We start from the raw sequence: 19,684 nt of genomic DNA on the forward strand, positions 1-19,684 counted from the left end.
GATGAAGCCGCGACGATAGGCCAAGCCGCCCGCCGCGGGCAAACCGGCCGGGGCGGCCGCGGCGCGGCCGGGGCGTATAATTCCGGCTTCTTTCCCGCCCGGCCCGGCCGCGGCCCCTAGGTATCGAATTCCCATGACGCAAACGATGAAGGCACTGGTCAAGCGCGAAGCCGGCAAGGGCATCTGGATGGAAGAGGTGCCGGTGCCGAGCCCGGGTCCGAACGAGGTCCTGGTCAAGCTCGAGAAGACCGCCATTTGCGGCACCGACCTGCACATCTACCTGTGGGACGAGTGGAGCCAGCGCACGATCAAGCCGGGCCTGGTGATCGGCCACGAATTCGTCGGCCGCATCGCCGAACTCGGCCCCGGCGTGACCGGCTACAAGGTCGGCCAGCGCGTCTCGGCCGAAGGCCACATCGTCTGCGGCCACTGCCGCAACTGCCGCGCCGGCCGCCAGCACCTGTGCCCGAACACCACCGGCATCGGCGTCAACCGCGACGGCGCGTTCGCCGAATACATCGTCATGCCGGCCAGCAACCTGTGGCCGATCCCGGACCAGATCCCGAGCGAGCTGGCCGCGTTCTTCGACCCCTACGGCAACGCCGCGCACTGCGCGCTGGAGTTCGACGTGGTCGGCGAGGACGTGCTGATCACCGGCGCCGGCCCGATCGGCATCATCGCCGCGGGCATCTGCAAGCACATCGGCGCGCGCAACGTGGTCGTCACCGACGTCAACGATTTCCGCCTCAAGCTCGCCGCCGACATGGGCGCGACCCGCGTGGTCAACGTCGCCAACCAGTCGCTCAAGGACGTGATGGCCGACCTGCACATGGAAGGCTTCGACGTCGGCCTGGAAATGAGCGGCAACCCGCGCGCGTTCAACGACATGCTCGACTGCATGTACCACGGCGGCAAGATCGCCATGCTCGGCATCATGCCCAAGGGCGCCGGCGCCGACTGGGACAAGATCATCTTCAAGGGCCTGACCCTGCACGGCATCTACGGCCGCAAGATGTACGAGACCTGGTACAAGATGACCCAGCTGGTGCTGTCGGGTTTCCCGCTCGGCAAGGTGCTGACGCATCAGTTGCCGGTGGACGAATTCCAGAAGGGGTTCGATCTGATGGAAGCGGGCAAGGCCGGCAAGGTCGTGCTGAGCTGGAACTGATCGGAGCCGATGCGACGCGTCCGCGTCGCTGAGGATGCGCGAACGAAGCGGCCCGCGGGCCGCTTCTTTCGTTTTCGCGCCGCGTTCGCCGCGGCCGCTGAACGGCCGGCGCCGCAGACCGGCCGGCGCGATGGACTAGAATGGCGGCTTTCCTCTGTCCGGAAACCGCACCGTGTCCGACGCCTCCCTGACCCGCCACTACGCCGACACCCTCGACGAGATCCGCGCCGCCGGCCTGTTCAAGTCCGAGCGCATCATCACCAGCCCGCAGTCGGCCGAAATCGTGCTCGAAGACGGCCGCACGGTGCTGAACTTCTGCGCCAACAACTATCTGGGGCTGGCCGATCACGCGGACATCATCCAGGCGGCCAAGGACGCGCTCGACACCCACGGCTTCGGCATGGCCTCGGTGCGCTTCATCTGCGGCACCCAGGATCTGCACAAGCAGTTGGAAAAGACCATCGCCGATTTCTTCGGCACGCAAGACACGATCCTCTACGCCGCCTGCTTCGACGCCAACGGCGGCTTGTTCGAGCCGCTGCTGGGCGAGAACGACGCGATCATCTCCGACGCGCTCAACCACGCCTCGATCATCGACGGCGTGCGCCTGTGCAAGGCCAAGCGCTTCCGCTACGCCAACTGCGACATGGCCGACCTGGAAAAGCAGCTGCAAGCCGCCGACGCGGCCGGCTGCAAGACCAAGCTGATCACCAGCGACGGCGTGTTCTCGATGGACGGCTTCATCGCCCCGCTCGACGAAATCGTCGCGCTGGCGAAGAAGTACGGCGCGCTCGTCCACATCGACGAATGCCACGCCACCGGCTTCCTCGGCGCGACCGGCCGCGGTTCGGCCGAAGTGAAGGGCGTGCTCGACCGGATCGACATCTTCACCGGCACCCTCGGCAAGGCCATGGGCGGCGCGCTCGGCGGCTTCACCACCGCCAAGAAGGAAGTGATCGAACTGCTGCGCCAGCGTTCGCGCCCTTACCTGTTCTCCAACTCGCTGCCGCCGCACGTGGTCGCCGCGGGCATCAAGGCCTTCGAGATGCTGTCGGCGGCCGGCGAGCTGCGCGAGCGTCTGGCGCAGAACACCGCCTACTTCCGCGAGCGCATGACCGCGGCCGGCTTCGACGTGAAGCCGGGCGTGCATCCGATCAGCCCGGTGATGCTGTACGACGCGCCGCTGGCGCAGAAGTTCGCCGAGCGCCTGCTCGAGGAAGGCATCTACGCGATCGGCTTCTTCTTCCCGGTGGTGCCGCAGGGGCAGGCGCGCATCCGCACCCAGATGTCGGCCGCGCATACCCGCGAGCATCTGGACCGGGCGATCGACGCCTTCATCAAGATCGGCCGCGAACTCGGCGTCATCAAAGCCTGACCGCCGCCATGCCCGCACGGATGCGGCCGCCGCACGCGAATCGGGCCCTGGCGGCCCGGTTCGCCGTTCTCGACGCCGGCGCGGCGCGCTGACATGCGCTCCGCGCTGCGCCGCCGTTTGCTGCAAGCCGCGCGCACCGACGCGCTGGCCTCGCTCGACGGCGACACTTGGCAGACCCGCTGCCTGCACTGCCGCCGCGCCCTCGCCCTGCGCGCCGACGGCGAAGCGCTCGGCGCGACCTCGCTCGAACACGTCGTCCCCAGCGCCTGGTTCGGCCGCCGCGCCGCGGCCGAGCTGTGCGCGCGGGTCGGCGACCACGCCGACGATCCGCGCAACCTCGCCCTCGCCTGCGCGCCGTGCAATCACGGCAAGGGCTGCAGCCACGACGCGCGCGGCCCGGGCGACGCCCGCGCGCGCGAGGTGGTCGCGGCGTTGCTGGATGCGCGCCTGTCGCGTTGGCGCGAGCCGACCGAAGACTGAGCGGCCGACGCTGCGCCAGCGCCGCGCATCGACCGTCGCGACGGGGCCGCGCGCGGCCCCGTCGCCCAGCGCCGATCAGGCTTGGCTCATCGCCTGTTCGAGTTCCTGCATATCGCGCTCGAACATCTGCAATTGCCCGTCGAGCAAGAACCGGGTGATCGCCGACGGCGGCCGCTCCAGCTGCAAGTTCATCAGATAACTGCTCGCCATCTGCATCCGCTTCTGCGCCGAGTCGGCTTCCGCTATTGCCCGCTCCAGCGCCTGCAGATCGCGGTACTGCCCGTTCGCGCGCGAGTCCTTGTGCGCCGACTCCAGCTGCATCAGCTTGTTCGTCAGCATGATCGCGTCGGCGCGCGCGATCGACAACGCGATCTGCGCCTGGCTCGGATTGTTGTCGAGATAGTAATTGGCCATCTGCATGTCCATCTCGAACTTCATCCGCTCGGTGCGGATGGTGCTCAGCAGTTGTTGCGCCACGGCCGGATCGGCCTGCGCGCCCGCGCTGAACAGCAGCGCCGCCAGCAAGGCGAAACCGCGCAACGCGCCGGCGCTGCGACGCAGGCGCGACAGGGCGGTCGTGAATCGGTGGGTCATGGGTTTGCTCCTCGAGAATGAAATCGCCGGGCCCGGCGTCGCGCCGGCCGCGTGGCGACGAAAACAGCCTGCGCGCGGCGCGACTTCGCCGGCGCGGACGAGCGCGCTCAAGCCTGGCTCATCGCCAGCTCAAGCTGATTCAAGTGCGCGTTGAAGGTGATCAGATCGACCTGCAAGCGGGTCTGGAACTCGGGCGAGGTCGGCTGCTGCGCCAACATCTGCAGATCGATCGACAGGAACTGGGTGTCGTTGCCGGCCAATTGAGCGTAGTTAGTGGCCCGCTCCAGCGCGGCGCGGTCGCGGTACAGGCCGCGGTCGAGCGAGTCGCGGTTCTCCTTGACCAGACGCACGAAGTCCATGTTGAGCCTGATCGCCTGCACTTGCGCCGACAGATAGCTGTTCTTGGCCGCCGCGATGTTGCCGCCGGCCGCCTGCTGGCGCGCCAGCTGGAGGTATACGTCGAGCACCTGCCGGTCTTGCCGCATCAGTTGCATGATCTGGCTGGCCACCGCCGGATCGGCCGCGGCTTTGCCGCTGAACGACAGGACTGCGGCGAGCAGCGCCGCGCTCAGCAGCATCAGCAGCGCGCGTGCGCGGCGCAGCGGCGCCGGTCGCGTGGACGCAATGGAAGCGGTCGTTGGGTACGACATGGGATCTCTCCTTGAAAGGGAAATAAGCGAACGGAAAGGCGGCGCGTGCCGCGGCGGCGCGGATCGGGGGATCGGCGCGCGCAGTGCGATCGTTTGCGTCTCCGGCCTGCGTGCGGGGCGGGCCCGGGCCGGCGTGGCACCTCCTTGTTCTCGCGCCGTCTTCCTGTTCGCGCCGGCGGATCGCACACGCCGGCGCCGACGGCGCCCTGCCGAAACTGTAGCCGCGGCCCGAAGCGACGACCGATACCGGAGTCGGATTTCAACGCCGCTGCGCGCGCGGCGGCGGCGCGCGAACGCTAACTGCGTCGGGTTTCTCGCGGCGGCCTGCGCCCGGCGCGCGACGCCTGCGGCGCCGCTTCAGCGCAGCTTGCGCAGATCGTCTTCGTCCAGCGCGCGCCATTGGCCCTTGGGCAGTTCGCCCAAGGCCAGTTCGCCGATGGCGACCCGCACCAGCCGCAGCGTGTCCAGCCCGAACGCGGCGAGCAATCGACGGATCTGCCGGTTGCGGCCTTCGTCGAGCACGATCTCCAGCCACGCGTTCTTCTCGCCGCTGCGCAGCAGCCGCGCCGACTTGGCGCGCAGCCACTCGCCCTCGTCGTCCACGCCCGCTTCCAGCGCGCGCAGTTGCGTGTCGTCGGGAATCGCGTCGATCTGCACGCGATAGGTCTTGTCCGGACCGCGCTCGGGATCGGTGATGCCCGCGGCCCACTGCGGGTCGTTGCAGAACAGCAGCAGGCCTTCGCTGGCCTTGTCCAGACGGCCGACCGGCGCCAGCCACGGCAGCGGCGCGCCGTCGAGCGTGGCGCCGTCGAGGCAGCGGTAGACGGTGTCGCGGCCGCGTTCGTCGCTGGCGGTGGTGACCAGCCCGCGCGGCTTGTTGAGCATCAGATAGACCCGGCGCGGCGCGGCGCCGAGTTCGCCGCCGTCGACCAGGATGCGCTGGCGCCCCTGCACGATGGGAAATTCCGGGTCGCGCACCACCCGCCCGTCGACCGACACGCGCCCGGCCGCGATCCAGCGCGCGGCCTCGGTGCGCGAGCACACGCCCTGTTTGGACAGCACGCGGGCGAGGCCGTGTCGGGGCGGTTTTTTATTCAAGGCGGTTCGCGGCGGAAAGTGAGGGGACGCGCGGCATTATCGCAATCGGCGCGGCCCGGCGCGAAGCGCGGCGGCGCGCGGAGTTTCTGCGCCGCGCTGCGTTTTTCGCGGCCAGGGCTCCGATTCCGCTGGGTTTGTTTCGGTCGCGCGGATCCGAAACAAACCCGTCGCGAAACCGAAGTCCCGCCACGGCGAATATTCCGCGCGCGTTCGCGCTGGATTCGCGCTGGATTCGCCGGGCCCGAAAACGAAACGGCCGCGGGCGAACCCGCGGCCGTCGGAAACCTCGCGCGAGCGCGGCTTACTTCTTTTTCTTGCCGTCCTCGGCCTTGGCCGGCCCGGCCTCGGCGACCGGAGCGGGCGCCGGCGCGGCGGCGCCCGGCGCGCCCTTGGCCACGCGCACGCCCTTGGCCTTCATCCAGGCGGCGAATTCGTCGGCGGTCATGCGCTTGCCGCCCTGGCTCATGTCGAAGCGCCAGGGGGTGTTGTCGAACTGGGTCTGCGGCTTGTACGCGGCCGGATCGTTGGCCGAGGGCATGCCGGTCGAGGCCGGGGTGGCCTTGGCCACGGTGCAGGCGTCGAGCTTCATGCGCAGCAGCACCTGATCGACCGACAGCGCTTCGTCCAGCGCCTGCGACAGCACGCCGGTCGGCGCACCGAGCTGATGCGAGGGGGCGACGAGTTCCGGCGCCACCGGCGCGATCAAGGTCGGCTGCACCGGCTGCGCGCGCGAGGCGGTCAGCGCGGCGCAGTTGGCGGCGCCGGTTTGCGCCTGCGCGGACGCCGCGACCAGGACCAACAACAGAGGGGACGTGGCGGCAAGCAGTCGGCGCATGGGGCTCTCTCCAGTTCGGCGCGGGACGATTCCGGCGCGGTGCGCGGCATCGTCGGTGCGCGCCAGTGTAGGCGGCCGTGCCGGATCGGACAACCCGCAAAATCAGTCGCTTATCGCTCTTTCTTATGAACGGGCGGAACTGCGGCGCGCAAGCGGCGGACGCGGCGAGGACGACCGTCTGTCGCTTATTGGGGGCGAGGGAGAAACTTCGGTGCGGGGCGAGGTTTGGCAGCGCATGGCTACGCGCCGTCGATACGCCGACGCGATAGGGATCGGACGCCTCGGCGCTTTTCTTCGATTGTCCGCCTGTCGCACGCGCCTGAGGTCGAGCACGCTAGATCGCGCGAGCGCCTCTCTCCGACCGAGTGATTCGCCCTGCAGCGAACGCCGTTACGGACGAGCCCGATCGCGGGTCATTGCTTGGACACGCGACGAAGATGATGTGCAGGTCGGGAGCGGCGCCGGCACTGCGCGCGTTCTCCCGCGCGCCTCAAGCGCAAGCGAGGCCGCTGAGTCGCACCGCGGCATAGGACGTCGGCCGCCAGTCGAGCGTGCAGGACCGACGGTTTTGAGCGAGCGGCGCGCCCCTGACCGTCGGCGCGCCGATGCGCGCGCGAACCGAAACCGCCGAGACGGCCGCACCCGACCCGACCCGCAAACAAAAAAGAAGCCCGGCACGAGGCCGGGCTTCTTCGGTATCGCTACGCGAGCCGCGAACGGCGCGCGCTTGCCGCTTAGTTCTGAGCGTTCAGCTCGGTACGGCGATTCTTCTCGCTCTTGCAGCCCGGCAGCGTCTGCGCGGTCTGCTCCAGCGGACGGCTCTCGCCGTAGCCGACCGGACCCGCCAGGCGACCGGCGTCGACGCCGTTGCTGGTCAGGAAGTCGTACACGGCCTTGGCGCGGCGCTCGGACAGCTTCTGGTTGTACGCATCCTTACCGCACAGGTCGGTGTGACCGGCGACTTCGACGCGCAGGCTCGGGTTGCGCTTCAGGATCTCGGCGGCCTCGTTGAGGATGGCCACGGCGTCCGGACGCAGGGTCGCCTTGTCGAAATCGAAGTTCACGCCCTTCAGGTCGATCGAGACCGGAACCGGGCAGCCGTCCGGACCGATGGTCTGGCCAGCCTGCGAGTTCGGGCACTTGTCGTCGCAGTTGTTCACGCCGTCGCCGTCGTCGTCCTTATCGGCGCAGCCCGGCTCCACGACCGGAGCCGGAGCCACAGCGGCGACGGGTTCCGGACCCAGCGGGACCACGATGCCGACCGAAGCCAGCACGTCGCCGAACCAGTCTTCCTTCGAAGCGTTGACGCTCTGGTCGTCGAAGTCGGCGCGGTACGCCAGCTCGGTGCGGATGCCGACGCGGCCCAGGTCGCCCTGGATACCGACGCCGACCTTGGCGGCGAAGTTGCCGTCCTTACGCTTGGCCGGCGACAGCGGCGACGGAATGAAGTATTCCTCTTCCGAACGCTGGTAGCCGATGCCCGCCAGGATGTACGGGTTCCAGTTGCGGCCGTCGGTCACGAAGTGGCGGCGCAGGTCCAGCGAGATGCCGTACTGGCTCCAGTTGGCGTCCTGGTTGGCGTCGAACTTCGGGTTCTGATAGTTCAGTTCGCCGTCGAGCGACCAGTTCTTATTGAGGAACTTGCCCAGGCCGATCGCGCCGAACGGAGCGTTGCGGGTGCCGCGGTCGTTGTCCTGGATGTTCATGCCGGCAGCGCCGGTCAGGTACCAGCGGTCATCGAAATCCTGCGCGCTGGCCACCTGCGAGAAAGCCAAGCCCGCCAGCAAAGCGGTGCTCAACATACGGATCTTCATTTGTAACTCCTTCAGATCGATCGGAACGGGGGGTAGATCGGGACTGTGTGATCGGGACAGTCTTATGCGGCGCTGACTCTAGTGCAGAGACACTTTCAGCACCGGCACGAGCCGAGCGCCGCGGTCACTGGCGGGGGATCATACACTGTCAAGAAGTTTGTTAATACCACTTAACGTAGTGCGGACGGGCAAGAACAGGTTCGTTAGTTAACGCTTCCACGCTTTTTGTGCGCACATCGGGACAGTTGGCCCGACGAACGGTCGAATATGGCGAGGAATCTGCGCACCAGTTCCGAATTCCCGAATGCTCCTCACGCGAGTGCCGCATAAGAAAACCACACACAAAAAGGAAGCCCGGCACGTGGGCCGGGCTTCCCGGTATCGCAAGCCTCGGGCCCGCGGGCCCAAGGCAGCCGCTGCGTCCGATTAGTTCTGGACGTTGAGCTCGGTGCGGCGGTTCTTCTCGCTCTTGCAGCCCGGCAGCGTCTGCGGGGTCTGCTCCAGCGGACGGCTTTCGCCGTAGCCGATCGGGCCCTGCAAGCGGCCGGCATCGACGCCGTTGCTGGTCAGGTAGTCGTAAGCGGCCTTGGCGCGGCGCTCGGACAGCTTCTGGTTGTAAGCGTCCTTACCGCACAGGTCGGTGTGACCGGCGACTTCGACCTTCAGCTCGGGGTAGCGCTTCAGGATTTCGGTGGCCTCGTTGAGGATGGCGATCGCATCCGGACGCAGCGTGGCCTTGTCGAAATCGAAGTTCACGCCCTTGAGGTCGATGGTGACCGGAACCGGGCAGCCGTCCGGACCGATGGTCTGGCCAGCCTGCGAGTTCGGGCACTTGTCGTCGCAGTTGTTCACGCCGTCGCCGTCGTCGTCCTTATCCGCGCAACCCGGCTGCACCGGCGGCGGAGCGACGACCGGAGCGGCCGGTTCCGGACCCAGCGGCACCACGATGCCGACCGAGGCGAGCACGTCGCCGAACCAGTCTTCCTTCGAAGCGTTGACGCTGCTGTCGTCGAAGTCGGCGCGGTACGCGAGTTCGGTGCGGATGCCGACGCGGCCCAGGTCGCCCTGGATGCCGACGCCGACCTTGGCGGCGAAGTTGCCGTCCTTACGCTTGGCCGGCGACAGCGGCGACGGAATGAAGTACTCCTCTTCCGAACGCTGGTAGCCGATGCCGGCGAGGATGTACGGGTTCCAGTTGCGGCCGTCGGTCACGAAGTGGCGGCGCAGGTCCAGCGAGATGCCGTACTGGCTCCAGTTGGCGTCCTGGTTGGCGTCGAACTTCGGGTTCTGATAGTTCAGTTCGCCGTCGAGCGACCAGTTCTTATTGAGGAACTTGCCCAGGCCGATCGCGCCGAACGGAGCGTTGCGGGTGCCGCGGTCGTTGTCCTGGATGTTCATGCCGGCAGCGCCGGTGAGGTACCAGCGGTCGTCGAAGTCCTGGGCGCTGGCCACTTGGGCGAGGCTCAGGCCACCCAGCAGGGCGGCGCAGAGGAGTTTCTTATTCATGTTGTAGCTCCTGGTTCTTAATAAATGGAAACCGCGTCTGCGAGGTTTCTACCGTTCAGGACGGCCGCCTGGACGACGCCGACCCGCGCAGGGTAGGTTTGCCAACGTGAAAGCGGTGTTAACAACCGTCTAACATTCGAGCCGGTTCCATGAATTATGGGATCCGGTCGCAATTCGTTCAGCTTGGAAGCTGCCGTTCCGTTCAGCCGGAACTGCACTTCTGGAGTGCGAATCCGCACGCGCGGATTCGCACCCGATGCGCTTATCAGCGCACGAACAGGCCCATGAACTCCGTCACCGGCAGCGCTTCGAGCTCGGCCGGGTTGTTGGCCAGGGCCAGCAGGCGGTCGGCCTGGGCGGCCGGCAGCTTGGCGCGGATGGCGGCTTCGAACTTGGCCATCAGCACCGGGATGCCCTCGGCGCGGCGCTTGCGGTGGCCGATCGGGAAGTCGATGGAGACCTTGTCGGTGGACGTGCCGTCCTTGAAGAACACCTGCACCGAGTTGCCGATGTAGCGCTTGTCGGGGTCGAAGTAGTCCTTGGTGAACTGCTCGTTCTCCTTGACCGTCATCTTGTCGCGCAGGGCGTCGATACGCGGGTCGCTTGCGACGGCGTCGACGTAATCGTCCGCGGTCAGGCGGCCGAAGATCAGCGGCACGGCGACCATGTACTGCAGGCAGTGGTCGCGGTCGGCGTAGTTGGCCAGCGGGCCGGTCTTGTCGATGATGCGCACACCGGCTTCCTGGGTCTCCAGCTCGACGCGCTCGATCTGGTCGAGCTTGTCCTTGACCTGATCGTGCAGCTGCATCGCGCACTCGACCGCGGTCTGGGCGTGGAACTCGGCCGGGAAGGAGATCTTGAACAGCACGTTCTCCATCACGTAGCTGCCGAACGGACGCTCGAACTCGAACTGCTTGCCCTTGAAGGCGATGTCGTAGAAGCCCCAGGTCTTGACCGACAGCGCGCTCGGGTAGCCGACCACGCCCTTGTTGGCGTTGAGCGCGTGGGTGACGGCGCGGCGGCAGGCGTCGCCGGCGGCCCAGCTCTTGCGCGGGCCGGTGTTCGGCGCGTGACGGTAGGTGCGCAGCACGCCGTTGTCGATCCAGGAGTGCGAGACGGCGGTGATGATCTCTTCCTTGGCGCCGCCGAGCATCTGCGTGGTCACCGCGGTCGAAGCCAGACGGACCAGGATCACGTGATCGAGGCCGACCCGGTTGAACGAGTTCTTGAGCGCGTAGCCGCCCTGGATTTCGTGGGCCTTGATCGCGTGGCCGAGCACGTCGCGCACGGTCATGGCCTTGCCGCCTTCGGCCTCGGCCTTGCGGCCCAGGTAGTCGGCGACGCCGAGGATGGCGCCGAGGTTGTCGGACGGGTGGCCCCATTCGGCGGCCAGCCAGGTGTCGTTGAAGTCGAGCCAGCGGATCTGCACGCCGATGTTGTAGGCGGCCTGGACCGGGTCGAGTTCGTAGGAGGTGAACGGCACGCGCGCGCCGCCCTTCATCTCGCCGCCCGGCACCAGCGGGCCGAGGTGCTTGAGGCATTCCTTATGGTCCATCGCCAGCGCCGCGCAGGCCAGCGAGTCGAGCAGCATGTAGCGCGCGGTGTCGTAAGCCTCTTTCGAGTCGATCTTGTAATCGGCGACGTAGTCGGCGATGTCGACCATCGGCTTGTCGGGGTCGGGGCGGACGGTCGAACGGATGTCGAAGTGGCTCATGGGGCGAAAGGCCTGCGGTGAGAGAGCCCGCTATTTTGCCAGAGCGCGGCGGCGCGGCGGATCGCACGCGTACGGATACGGCCGCGAGCCCGACATCGCATCAACAATCGACCATCATCGGCACGATTGCCGACAACGACGGAACGATCAGGCGCGACCGCGCGGCTTGGAAATCGCCCGAGCGAGGATCACCCTTGCCGCATGGACATCCCCACCCGCTTGCCGACCCTGTTCCTTTCGCACGGCTCGCCGATGCTGGCGCTGGAGGACTCGCCCGCCGGGCGCTTCCTCGACCAACTGGGCCAGCAACTGCCGTGGCCGCGCGCGATCGTGATCGCCTCGGCCCACTTCATGACCGACCGGCCGATGGTCGGCGGCCACGTGCGCCCGCACACCGTGCACGACTTCGGCGGCTTTCCGCAGCCGCTCTACCAGATCCAGTACCCCGCCCCGGGCCAGCCGCGGCTGGCCGAGGAAGTGACCGCGCGGCTGGCCGACGCCGGCTTGAACCCGAAGCTGCGCGACAACCACGGCCTCGACCACGGCGTGTGGGTGCCGCTGCGGCGCATGTACCCGCAGGCCGACATCCCGGTGGTGCCGCTGTCGGTGCTGCCCTACGGCACCGCCGCGCAGCACTACGCCGTCGGCCAAGCCTTGGCGGCGTTGCGCGACGAAGGCGTGCTGGTGATCGGCTCGGGCGGTTTCGTCCACAACCTCGGCGACCTGGACTGGGGCCAACGCGACGCGCCGATGCCGCCGTGGGCCGCGGAGTTCGCCGCGTGGATGCACGAGAAACTCGCCGCGGGCGACCGCGAGGCCTTGCTCGACTGGGAAGCGCGCGCGCCGCATGCGCGGCACGCGCATCCCACGGTCGAACACCTGATGCCGCTGTTCGTGGCGCTGGGCGCGGCGGGCGCCGAGCCGACCGCGCGGACGATCCATCGTTCGCATGAGATGGGGTCGTTGGCGTTGGATGCGTTCGCGTTCGATTGATGCGCGTGCGGGCGGTCCGCGCATCGGTCGGCTGCCGATAGGCGCGTTGGCGGCGGGCGCGCCGTTGCGCGATGCATCCTCGCAGCGGCATTCGCCGCGAAACATCGGCGGCCCGCTGTAGGAGCTGCGTAAGCTGCGACCAACCGCAGCGACGTCGCTCCGCCGAATTTTCCCGAAGCTCCGCAACTTCGGTACGTCGTTCCGGTTAAAGCCGAAATCCGTTAGCCGTCGCTGTTGCCCTTTGCCTTTTGACGCATCCTCACCCGAAGCACACGCCCCGTAGCACCGAAGGGCGATCGCAAAGGACGAACCCTTGGGATTTCGGCCGTGGCGGGGGTTTCGCCGTAAGCGCGATGTCGCGGTCGCAGCTTGCGCAGCTCCTACAGGGGCTCCGGCCGGTTTCGTTTCCGACTGTAGGAGCTGCGCAAGCTGCGACTGCGCCACCGCAATGACGACGCCCCCACCTACCCGTCATTCCGGCGAAAGCCGGAATCCATTTTGCCGTTGCCCTTCGCTTTGACGGATCTCCGACCCAAGCCCACGCCCCGCAGCCCCGAAGGGCGTGCGCATGGATGCGCACGCGCGCCATGGGTCAGGATGACCCTTATGGCGCGGCCCCGCGCCGCCATGAGCCCTAGTGGCTCTTGATTCGAAAACAAGGAAAGCGCCTTTCTTTGGTTACTTTCTTTGGCAAGACAAAGAAAGTGACCCGGCCGCTTGCGGACGGAACGCTTTGGATTGTCGCTTGTCGTCACTCGTTGTTGCGTTGAGAGCGAACCCACAGCAAAGTCAAAATGGGTTCCGGCTTTCGCCGGAATGACGGTGGGTGGGGTGTTCCGCCACGTGCGAGAAACGCAGCTCACACTCCGTCATTCCGGCGAAAGCCGGAATCCATTTTGATGTTGCTTCCGCTTTCTCTGGCAAGAGACGCACGACGACAAGCGAAGATCAAACGCTTAAAGCTTTCGTCCGCAAGCGGCCGAGTTACTTTCTTTGTCTTGCCAAAGAAAGTAACCAAAGAAAGGCGCTTTCCCTGTTTTCGAATCAAGAGCCACTAGGTCCAGCACCCGGCGCGGGGCTGCGCCGTAAGGGGCATCCATGCCCCTACGGCGCACGCGCGCATCCATGCGCGCGCCCTCCGGGGCTTTGGGACGTGGGCCTCGGGCGGGGATACGTCCAAGCGAAGAACAACAGCAGCGTCAACAGCAACAACGGGAGCGGCAGCGGCTAACGGCTAACGGCTAACGGCTAACGGCTAGCGGACTACGACTCTCGCCAGAACAACGAGGCAACGGAAGTTGCGGCGTCGTTGCACCGGCGCGGTCGCAGCTTGCGCAGTTCCTACAGGGACAACCGAAGCGACGCCGTCGTTGTGGCGGCGCGGTCGCGGCTTACGCCGCTCCTACAGGCGTGCAGGAACGCTCACGCGTGCCGCTCCCACGGCGGCACGTCGCCGAACGATTCGGCGACGAAATCGACGAAGGCGCGCACCCGCAACGGCACGTAACGCCGCTGCGGCATCACCGCGTGGATCGCGGTATCCGGCAATCGGTGCTGCGGCAACACCTGCACCAGCCGCCCCGCGCGCAAGTCTTCGTGCACGTGCCAGACCGAGAAATGCGCGATCCCCAACCCCGCCAACGCCGCATCGCGCAGCACTTCGCCGAAGTTGCTCTCCAAACGCCCGTTGACCCGCACCACGGTCTCGCGCCCGGCGGCGTCGAGCATGCGCCAGTCCTCGATCCGCCTCTGCGCGCCGACCAGCAGCAGACATTCGTGTTCGGTCAGATCCTGCGGCACCCGCGGCGCGGTGCGGCGGCGCAGGTACTCGGGCGAACAGGCCAGCACGCGGCGGTTGTCGGCGAGCTTGCTCGCGACCAAGCTCGAGTCGCTCAAGGCGCCGATGCGGATCGCCAAGTCCATGCCCGAGGCGATCAGGTCCAGGTTCTCGTCGCTCAGGTTCACGCTCAGCCGCACCAGCGGGTAGCGGCGCTGGAACTCGGGCAGCAGCGGCGAGAGGTACATGCGGCCGAACGAGGCCGAGGTGGTCACGCGCACCAGGCCGGCCGGCTCGCTGCCGGCGCGGCGCAGGTCGTCGGTCAGGCCTTCGAGTTCCTCGATCAGGGCGCGGCCGCGGTCGGCCAGGGCCTGGCCCTCGGCGGTGGCGTGCAGTTGGCGCGTGGTCCGGTGCAGCAGGCGCACGCCCAGGTCGCGCTCCAGGCGCTTGAGCCGCTGGCTGGCCACCGCCACTGACAGGTCCAGGCTGCGCGCGGCGGCGCTGATCGAGCCCAGGTCCAGGACCCGCAGGAACAGGTTCAGGTCGGCGATCCGGTCCACGGGATTTTCAATTTTTGGTTAAGAGTGATTCGCCATCCTGCCGGTTTTTCCACAAGATGCAACGACCCAGACTGCCGCATCCCTCTCCTCCCGGATGCGTCCCATGCACGCCCCCTCCTCTTCCGCCGCCGTCGCCGCGCCCGCCGCGCCCGCCGCGGGCGGCCGCGCGCGCCTGCCGGTAGCGCTGTACGCGCTGACCGTCGGCGCGTTCGGCATCGGCACCACCGAGTTCGTCATCATGGGCCTGCTGCTGCAGGTCGCCGCCGATCTGCAGGTCGGGCTGGCCGCGGCCGGGCTGCTGATCTCCGGCTACGCGCTGGGCGTGTTCGTCGGCGCGCCGGTGCTCACCGTCGCCACCGGGCGGATGCCGCGCAAGGCGGTGCTGGTCGCGCTGATGCTGATCTTCACCCTCGGCAACATCGTCTGCGCGATCGCGCCGAACTACGAAGTGCTGATGATCGCGCGCGTCATCACCTCGCTCGCCCACGGCACCTTCTTCGGCGTCGGCGCGGTGGTCGCGACCGGCTTGGTGCCGGAAGACCGTAAGGCGTCGGCGATCTCGATCATGTTCACCGGCCTGACGGTCGCCACCCTGCTCGGCGTGCCGGCCGGCGCGTGGCTGGGCCTGCACTTCGGCTGGCGTTCGACGTTCTGGGCGGTCGCGGTAATCGGCGTGATCGCGACGCTGGTGATCGCCACGCTGGTGCCGAAGGACCGCAGCAAGCCCGAACCGGTAGCGCTGCGCCGCGAAGTGCGCGCGGTGCTGCATCCGCAAGTGTTGCTCGGCTTGCTGATGACCGTGCTCGGCTTCGCCGGCGTGTTCACCGTCTACACCTTCATCCAGCCGATCCTCACCACCCTCAGCGGCTTCGGTGAAGCAGCAGTGTCGCCGATCCTGCTGGTGTTCGGCGGCGGCATGATCCTGGGCAATCTGATCGGCGGACGTTTGGCCGACAAGCGCTTGGCGCCGGCCTTGATCGGCACGCTGGTCGCGTTGGCGCTGGTGCTGGGCGTGATGACATTCGCGCTGCACAACCGAGTCGCGACGGTCGCCTTCGTCGGCTTGCTCGGCGTGGCCGCGTTCGCGACGGTGCCGCCGCTGCAGTTGTGGGTGTTGCAGAAGACCGACGCGGCCGGGCAGAACCTCGCCTCCAGCCTCAACATCGGCGCGTTCAACCTCGGCAATGCGCTGGGCGCGTGGCTCGGCGGCGCGGTGATCGAGCACGGGCCGGGGCTCGGCGCGGTGACCTGGGTCGCGGCGTTGGTGACGGTGTCGGGCTTGGCGCTGGCCTTGGTGGCGGCGAAGTTGGATGCGAACGGGCGGGCCGTGGACGATGCGCCGCGCAGTACGGGGCGGGCCGCCGCGGCTTGCGCGAATTGATCCCAAGCGCCCGACGAGCGAAGGCGCCGAATGCTCGGCTTCGCCGAAATAAGAGCGCAGCCGCGTTCGCCGGAACCACGGCAAGAAGCGACGAAAACCGCTGCGACGCAAGCAGCGCTCAGCGGAACACCCCGACCGTCGTCCCCGCGAACGCGGGGATCCAGGGCTTCATCGCGACATGACTCTCGAACTTCCGAACGCCCGCCGTAACCGAAGCGAAGACGAAACCCGCCGTCGCCCCAACGACGGCGGCACCGACTCAAACGTTCTCCGGCACCGCCTCGAACCCCGGCAACCCCGGCACCTCGCGCGCGAGGAAATCCACGAACGCCCGCGTCCGCGCCGGCAGATGCCGCCGCGCCGGATACGCCACGTACGCATCGTGCGAAGCCGCGCGCCACTGCGGCAAGACCCAGCTCAACCGGCCTGCATCGATCAGATCCTGGACCAACCACGCCGGCGCCAAACCGATGCCCGCGCCCAAGGCGAAGCTTTCGCGGATCGCCAGCGAATTGTTGATCCGATACCGTCCGTTCGCCGCGAGCGACAGCGTGCGCCCGTCCGGCCCGGTCAGTTCCAAGGCTTCGCTGGCGCCCGCGTAACGCAGGTAGTTGTGCGCGGCGACATCCGCCGGTTCGCGCAACGGCGGATGCGCGCGCAGGTACTCGACCGAGGCGACCAAGCCGCGCGGCGAAGCGGCCACGCGCCGCGCCACCAGATTCGGCGGCAAGCTGGCGCCGAGCCGCAGCGCCACGTCCATGCCCTCCTCGACCAGATCGATGTAGCGGTCGTTGAGGATCAGCTCGATCTCGACCTGCGGATGCAAGGCCAGGAACGCCTGCGCCAACCGGTTGAGATGCAGCACGCCCAGGCTCACCGACGCCGCCACGCGCAGCAGCCCCGCCGGGGTCTGGCTGAGCCCGCGCGCGTCGTCGACCGCCTCGCCGTATTCCTCCAGCACCCGCCGCGCGCGTTCGTAAAAGCGCCGGCCCTGTTCGGTCGGCGCCAGATGAGTGGTGCTGCGCTGGAGCAAGCGCACGCCGAGTTCGCGTTCCAGCGCGGCGACCTGCTTGCTCACCGTCGGCTGGGTGGTGCGCAACTCGCGCGCCGCCGCCGACAGGCTGCCCAGCTCGACCGCGCGCACGAAGGTCCGCATGCCGCGAAGCGTGTCCATCGGGGTCTCCCGCTCTTCATTCCGGTTTGGAATGAATCCTATGCGATCGCGCCGGCTACTGCGCCATTTCGGAAGAGCCTAACGTGCCTCGCGTCGAATCCCCGACGCCTCAACGGTTCCCGCCCATGAACGCTCCGCTTCCGCGCCAAGCCCTCGCCGCCGCCGCGCTCGCCCTGTCCCTGCTCGCCCCCGCCCGCGCCGCCGAGCCGGCGCGCTGGGTCGGCACCTGGACCGCCAGCCCGCAAGCCACCTGGGGCGCCGGTTTCGTTCTGCCCAACAACGCGCCGGACCGGGTGCGCGACCAGACCATCCGCCAAGTCGCGCGCATCAGCGTCGGTGGCCAGCGCGTGCGCATCGCGCTGTCGAACGCCTACGGCCGCGAGCCGGTGACCATCGGCGCGGCGCGCATCGCCCGCAGCCTCGGCGCCGATCGCACCGACGCCGGCAGCGACCGCGCGCTGACCTTCGGCGGCCGCGCCTCGGTGGTGCTGTTGCCGGGCGCGCCGGTGCTCAGCGATCCGGTCGAACTCAGCGCGCCGGCGCTGGCCGAACTCGCGGTCAGCCTGTACCTGCCGCAAGACACCGCGCTGCGCAGCTTCCACTGGGAAGGATCGCAAGACGCCTACCTCGCCCGCGGCGACCGCGCCGCGCAGCCCGTGCTGGACGGCGCCGAAAAGATCTCCAGCCGTCCGTACTTGAGCGGCGTCTACGTCGAATCCGCGCGCCCCACCCGCACCGTCGTCGCGTTCGGCGATTCGATCACCGACGGCGCCGCGTCCACGCCGAACCGCAACCAGCGCTGGCCGGATTTCCTCGCCCAGCGTCTGGCCGAGCGCGACATCGCCGTGCTCAACGCCGGCATCTCCGGCGCGCAGGTGTTGAACGACGGCATGGGCGTCAGCGCGCTGGCGCGGTTCGAGCGCGACGTGCTGGCCCAGCGCCCGGATACCGTGGTGCTGCTGATGGGCATCAACGACATCGGCTGGCCCGGCAGCAGCTTCGAGCCGACCCGCGAAGCGATGAACGCGCAACGCCTGATCGACGGCTACCGCCAGTTGATCGCGCGCGCCCGCCAGGCCGGCGTGCGCATCGTCGGCGCCACGCTCACCCCGTTCGAGGATGCGCTGTCCGATGCGCCGGTCAAGCATTACTTCAACGCCGACAAGGAAAAGGTCCGCCAGCAGGTCAATCGCTGGATCCGCACCAGCGGCGAATTCGACGCCGTCGCCGATTTCGACGCGCGGCTGCGCGACCCCAAGCACCCCGCGCGGATGCAGGCCGCTTTCGATTCCGGCGACCGCCTGCATCCGGGCGACGCAGGGTATCGCGCGATGGCCGATTCGCTGGATGAGGCGGTCCTGTTTGGGGCGCGCTGAACGAGTTTGAAGCAAGGAACGTAGCGAAGAGGAACGAGGAACGAGTAAAACCGGGCGCGCCACGCGTTTCTCGTTTCTCTCCACTCGTTCCTACGCCCCATCCCCCCACAATCCGGTTTCGCCCCGACGAAGCCGCTCCCACACCCCACGCTCCCGGAGTCCGCAATGAAAGCCGTAGCCCTCACCCGTTACCTGCCCATCGACGATCCGCAGTCGCTGACCGACGTCGAACTGCCCGCGCCCGTCGCCGGCGGCCACGATCTGCTGGTGCGGGTCGAGGCGATCTCGGTCAATCCCGTCGACACCAAGGTGCGCTCGCCCAAGCCGCAGGTCGAAACGCAGCCGCGCGTGCTCGGCTACGACGCCGCCGGCACGGTCGAGGCCGTCGGCGAGAACGTCGCCCGCTTCAAGGTCGGCGACAAGGTCTATTACTCGGGCGACATCACCCGCCCGGGCAGCAACAGCGAACTGCAGTTGGTCGACGAACGCATCGTCGGCGCGGCGCCGACATCGCTCAGCGCCGCGCAGGCCGCGGCGCTGCCGCTGACCGCGATCACCGCGTGGGAGTTGCTGTTCCAGCGCATGCCGTTCGACAGCGAGAACGGCGGGCGCGGCAACAAGCTGCTGGTGATCGCCGGCGCCGGCGGCGTGGGCTCGATCGCGATCCAGATCGCCAAGCGCGCGGGCTTCGAGGTGATCGCCACCGCCTCGCGCCCGGAAACCGTCGAGTGGTGCCGCAAGATGGGCGCCGACCACGTGATCGATCATCGCCAGCCGCTGACGCCGCAGCTCAAGGCGCTGGGCATCGAACAAGTCGAAGCGGCGATCAACCTCGCCGACACCGACCGTTACTGGACCGAACTGGGCGAACTGCTGGCGCCGCAGGGCAGCGTCGGTCTGATCGTGGAGCCGGCCGGCGCGCTCAAGATCGGCGATCCGTACAAGCTCAAGTGCATCGGCATCCACTGGGAAATGATGTTCGCGCGGCCGCGCTTCCGCACGCCGGACATGATCGAGCAAGGCAAGATCCTCGACCGCGTCGCGCAGTTGATCGACGCCGGCGAACTGCAGGGCACGCACACCGAAACCCTCGGCCGCATCGATGCGGCGACGCTGCGCGAGGCGCACCGCCGGCTGGAATCGGGCACGACCATCGGCAAGCTGGTGTTGGCGGGCTGGTAACGCAGCC

15 protein-coding genes and 1 pseudogene are annotated in these 19,684 nt (G+C 68.0%); 7 read left to right on the forward strand and 9 right to left on the reverse strand.

What is annotated here, in order from left to right:
* Positions 1-133 precede the first annotated feature (133 nt).
* The 3 genes from tdh to J5226_RS22970 all read left to right on the forward strand — a co-directional run bounded on the left by tdh (position 134) and on the right by J5226_RS22970 (position 3,023).
* Entirely contained in the window at positions 134-1,168 is a 1,035-nt protein-coding gene (gene tdh, locus J5226_RS22960; protein ID WP_215837248.1) for an L-threonine 3-dehydrogenase, read from the forward strand.
* Between the two features lie 154 nt (positions 1,169-1,322).
* Complete coding sequence (gene kbl, locus J5226_RS22965) at positions 1,323-2,543, forward strand: glycine C-acetyltransferase (RefSeq protein ID WP_215840544.1); 1,221 nt, start codon at positions 1,323-1,325, stop codon at positions 2,541-2,543.
* A 93-nt stretch (positions 2,544-2,636) separates the two neighbouring features.
* Positions 2,637-3,023, forward strand: coding sequence for an HNH endonuclease (locus J5226_RS22970; protein WP_215837249.1), 387 nt, complete (start codon positions 2,637-2,639; stop codon positions 3,021-3,023).
* Between the two features lie 75 nt (positions 3,024-3,098).
* On the opposite strand, the gene J5226_RS22975 is transcribed toward J5226_RS22970, so the two are convergent.
* The 7 genes and pseudogenes from J5226_RS22975 to J5226_RS23005 all read right to left on the reverse strand — a co-directional run bounded on the left by J5226_RS22975 (position 3,099) and on the right by J5226_RS23005 (position 11,234).
* A complete protein-coding gene (locus tag J5226_RS22975; RefSeq protein ID WP_215837250.1) occupies positions 3,099-3,728 on the reverse strand; it encodes a hypothetical protein in 630 nt (209 codons plus the stop codon).
* Positions 3,725-4,267 (reverse strand): hypothetical protein, encoded by a 543-nt coding sequence (locus tag J5226_RS22980; RefSeq protein WP_215837251.1) that lies wholly within the window; start codon positions 4,265-4,267, stop codon positions 3,725-3,727. Before J5226_RS22980 ends, J5226_RS22975 begins: the two co-directional genes overlap by 4 nt.
* A 357-nt stretch (positions 4,268-4,624) precedes the next feature.
* The gene (locus tag J5226_RS22985) at positions 4,625-5,365 is read right to left on the reverse strand and encodes a pseudouridine synthase (RefSeq protein ID WP_255322904.1); all 741 of its coding nucleotides are present in this window, start codon (positions 5,363-5,365) and stop codon (positions 4,625-4,627) included.
* Positions 5,366-5,666: 301 nt separating this feature from the next.
* Positions 5,667-6,200, reverse strand: a complete 534-nt coding sequence (locus tag J5226_RS22990; RefSeq protein ID WP_215837253.1) for a hypothetical protein — start codon at positions 6,198-6,200, stop codon at positions 5,667-5,669.
* 734 nt (positions 6,201-6,934) lie between these two features.
* Positions 6,935-8,014: an OmpA family protein gene (locus J5226_RS22995; RefSeq protein ID WP_215837254.1), complete on the reverse strand. Its 1,080-nt coding sequence runs from the start codon at positions 8,012-8,014 to the stop codon at positions 6,935-6,937.
* 501 nt (positions 8,015-8,515) lie between these two features.
* Positions 8,516-9,520: pseudogene (locus tag J5226_RS23000) on the reverse strand (OmpA family protein); the annotation flags it as partial.
* 265 nt (positions 9,521-9,785) lie between these two features.
* Positions 9,786-11,234 (reverse strand): bifunctional 2-methylcitrate dehydratase/aconitate hydratase, encoded by a 1,449-nt coding sequence (locus J5226_RS23005; protein WP_215837256.1) that lies wholly within the window; start codon positions 11,232-11,234, stop codon positions 9,786-9,788.
* 201 nt (positions 11,235-11,435) lie between these two features.
* Between J5226_RS23005 and J5226_RS23010 the strand changes: the two genes are divergently transcribed.
* Positions 11,436-12,227, forward strand: a complete 792-nt coding sequence (locus tag J5226_RS23010) for a class III extradiol ring-cleavage dioxygenase (protein ID WP_215837257.1) — start codon at positions 11,436-11,438, stop codon at positions 12,225-12,227.
* Positions 12,228-13,649: 1,422 nt separating this feature from the next.
* On the opposite strand, the gene J5226_RS23015 is transcribed toward J5226_RS23010, so the two are convergent.
* Positions 13,650-14,564: a LysR family transcriptional regulator gene (locus tag J5226_RS23015; RefSeq protein ID WP_215837258.1), complete on the reverse strand. Its 915-nt coding sequence runs from the start codon at positions 14,562-14,564 to the stop codon at positions 13,650-13,652.
* 103 nt (positions 14,565-14,667) lie between these two features.
* Between J5226_RS23015 and J5226_RS23020 the strand changes: the two genes are divergently transcribed.
* A complete protein-coding gene (locus J5226_RS23020; RefSeq protein ID WP_215837259.1) occupies positions 14,668-15,945 on the forward strand; it encodes an MFS transporter in 1,278 nt (425 codons plus the stop codon).
* Positions 15,946-16,204: 259 nt separating this feature from the next.
* Here the strand turns inward: J5226_RS23020 and J5226_RS23025 are convergent, their stop codons facing one another.
* Complete coding sequence (locus tag J5226_RS23025) at positions 16,205-17,119, reverse strand: LysR family transcriptional regulator (RefSeq protein WP_215837260.1); 915 nt, start codon at positions 17,117-17,119, stop codon at positions 16,205-16,207.
* Positions 17,120-17,244: 125 nt separating this feature from the next.
* Between J5226_RS23025 and J5226_RS23030 the strand changes: the two genes are divergently transcribed.
* Positions 17,245-18,495: an SGNH/GDSL hydrolase family protein gene (locus J5226_RS23030; RefSeq protein ID WP_215837261.1), complete on the forward strand. Its 1,251-nt coding sequence runs from the start codon at positions 17,245-17,247 to the stop codon at positions 18,493-18,495.
* 165 nt (positions 18,496-18,660) lie between these two features.
* Positions 18,661-19,677: a zinc-binding alcohol dehydrogenase family protein gene (locus J5226_RS23035; protein ID WP_215837262.1), complete on the forward strand. Its 1,017-nt coding sequence runs from the start codon at positions 18,661-18,663 to the stop codon at positions 19,675-19,677.
* Positions 19,678-19,684 lie beyond the last annotated feature (7 nt).

It is taken from the genome of Lysobacter sp. K5869 (genome assembly GCF_018847975.1).
GTDB lineage: Bacteria > Pseudomonadota > Gammaproteobacteria > Xanthomonadales > Xanthomonadaceae > Lysobacter.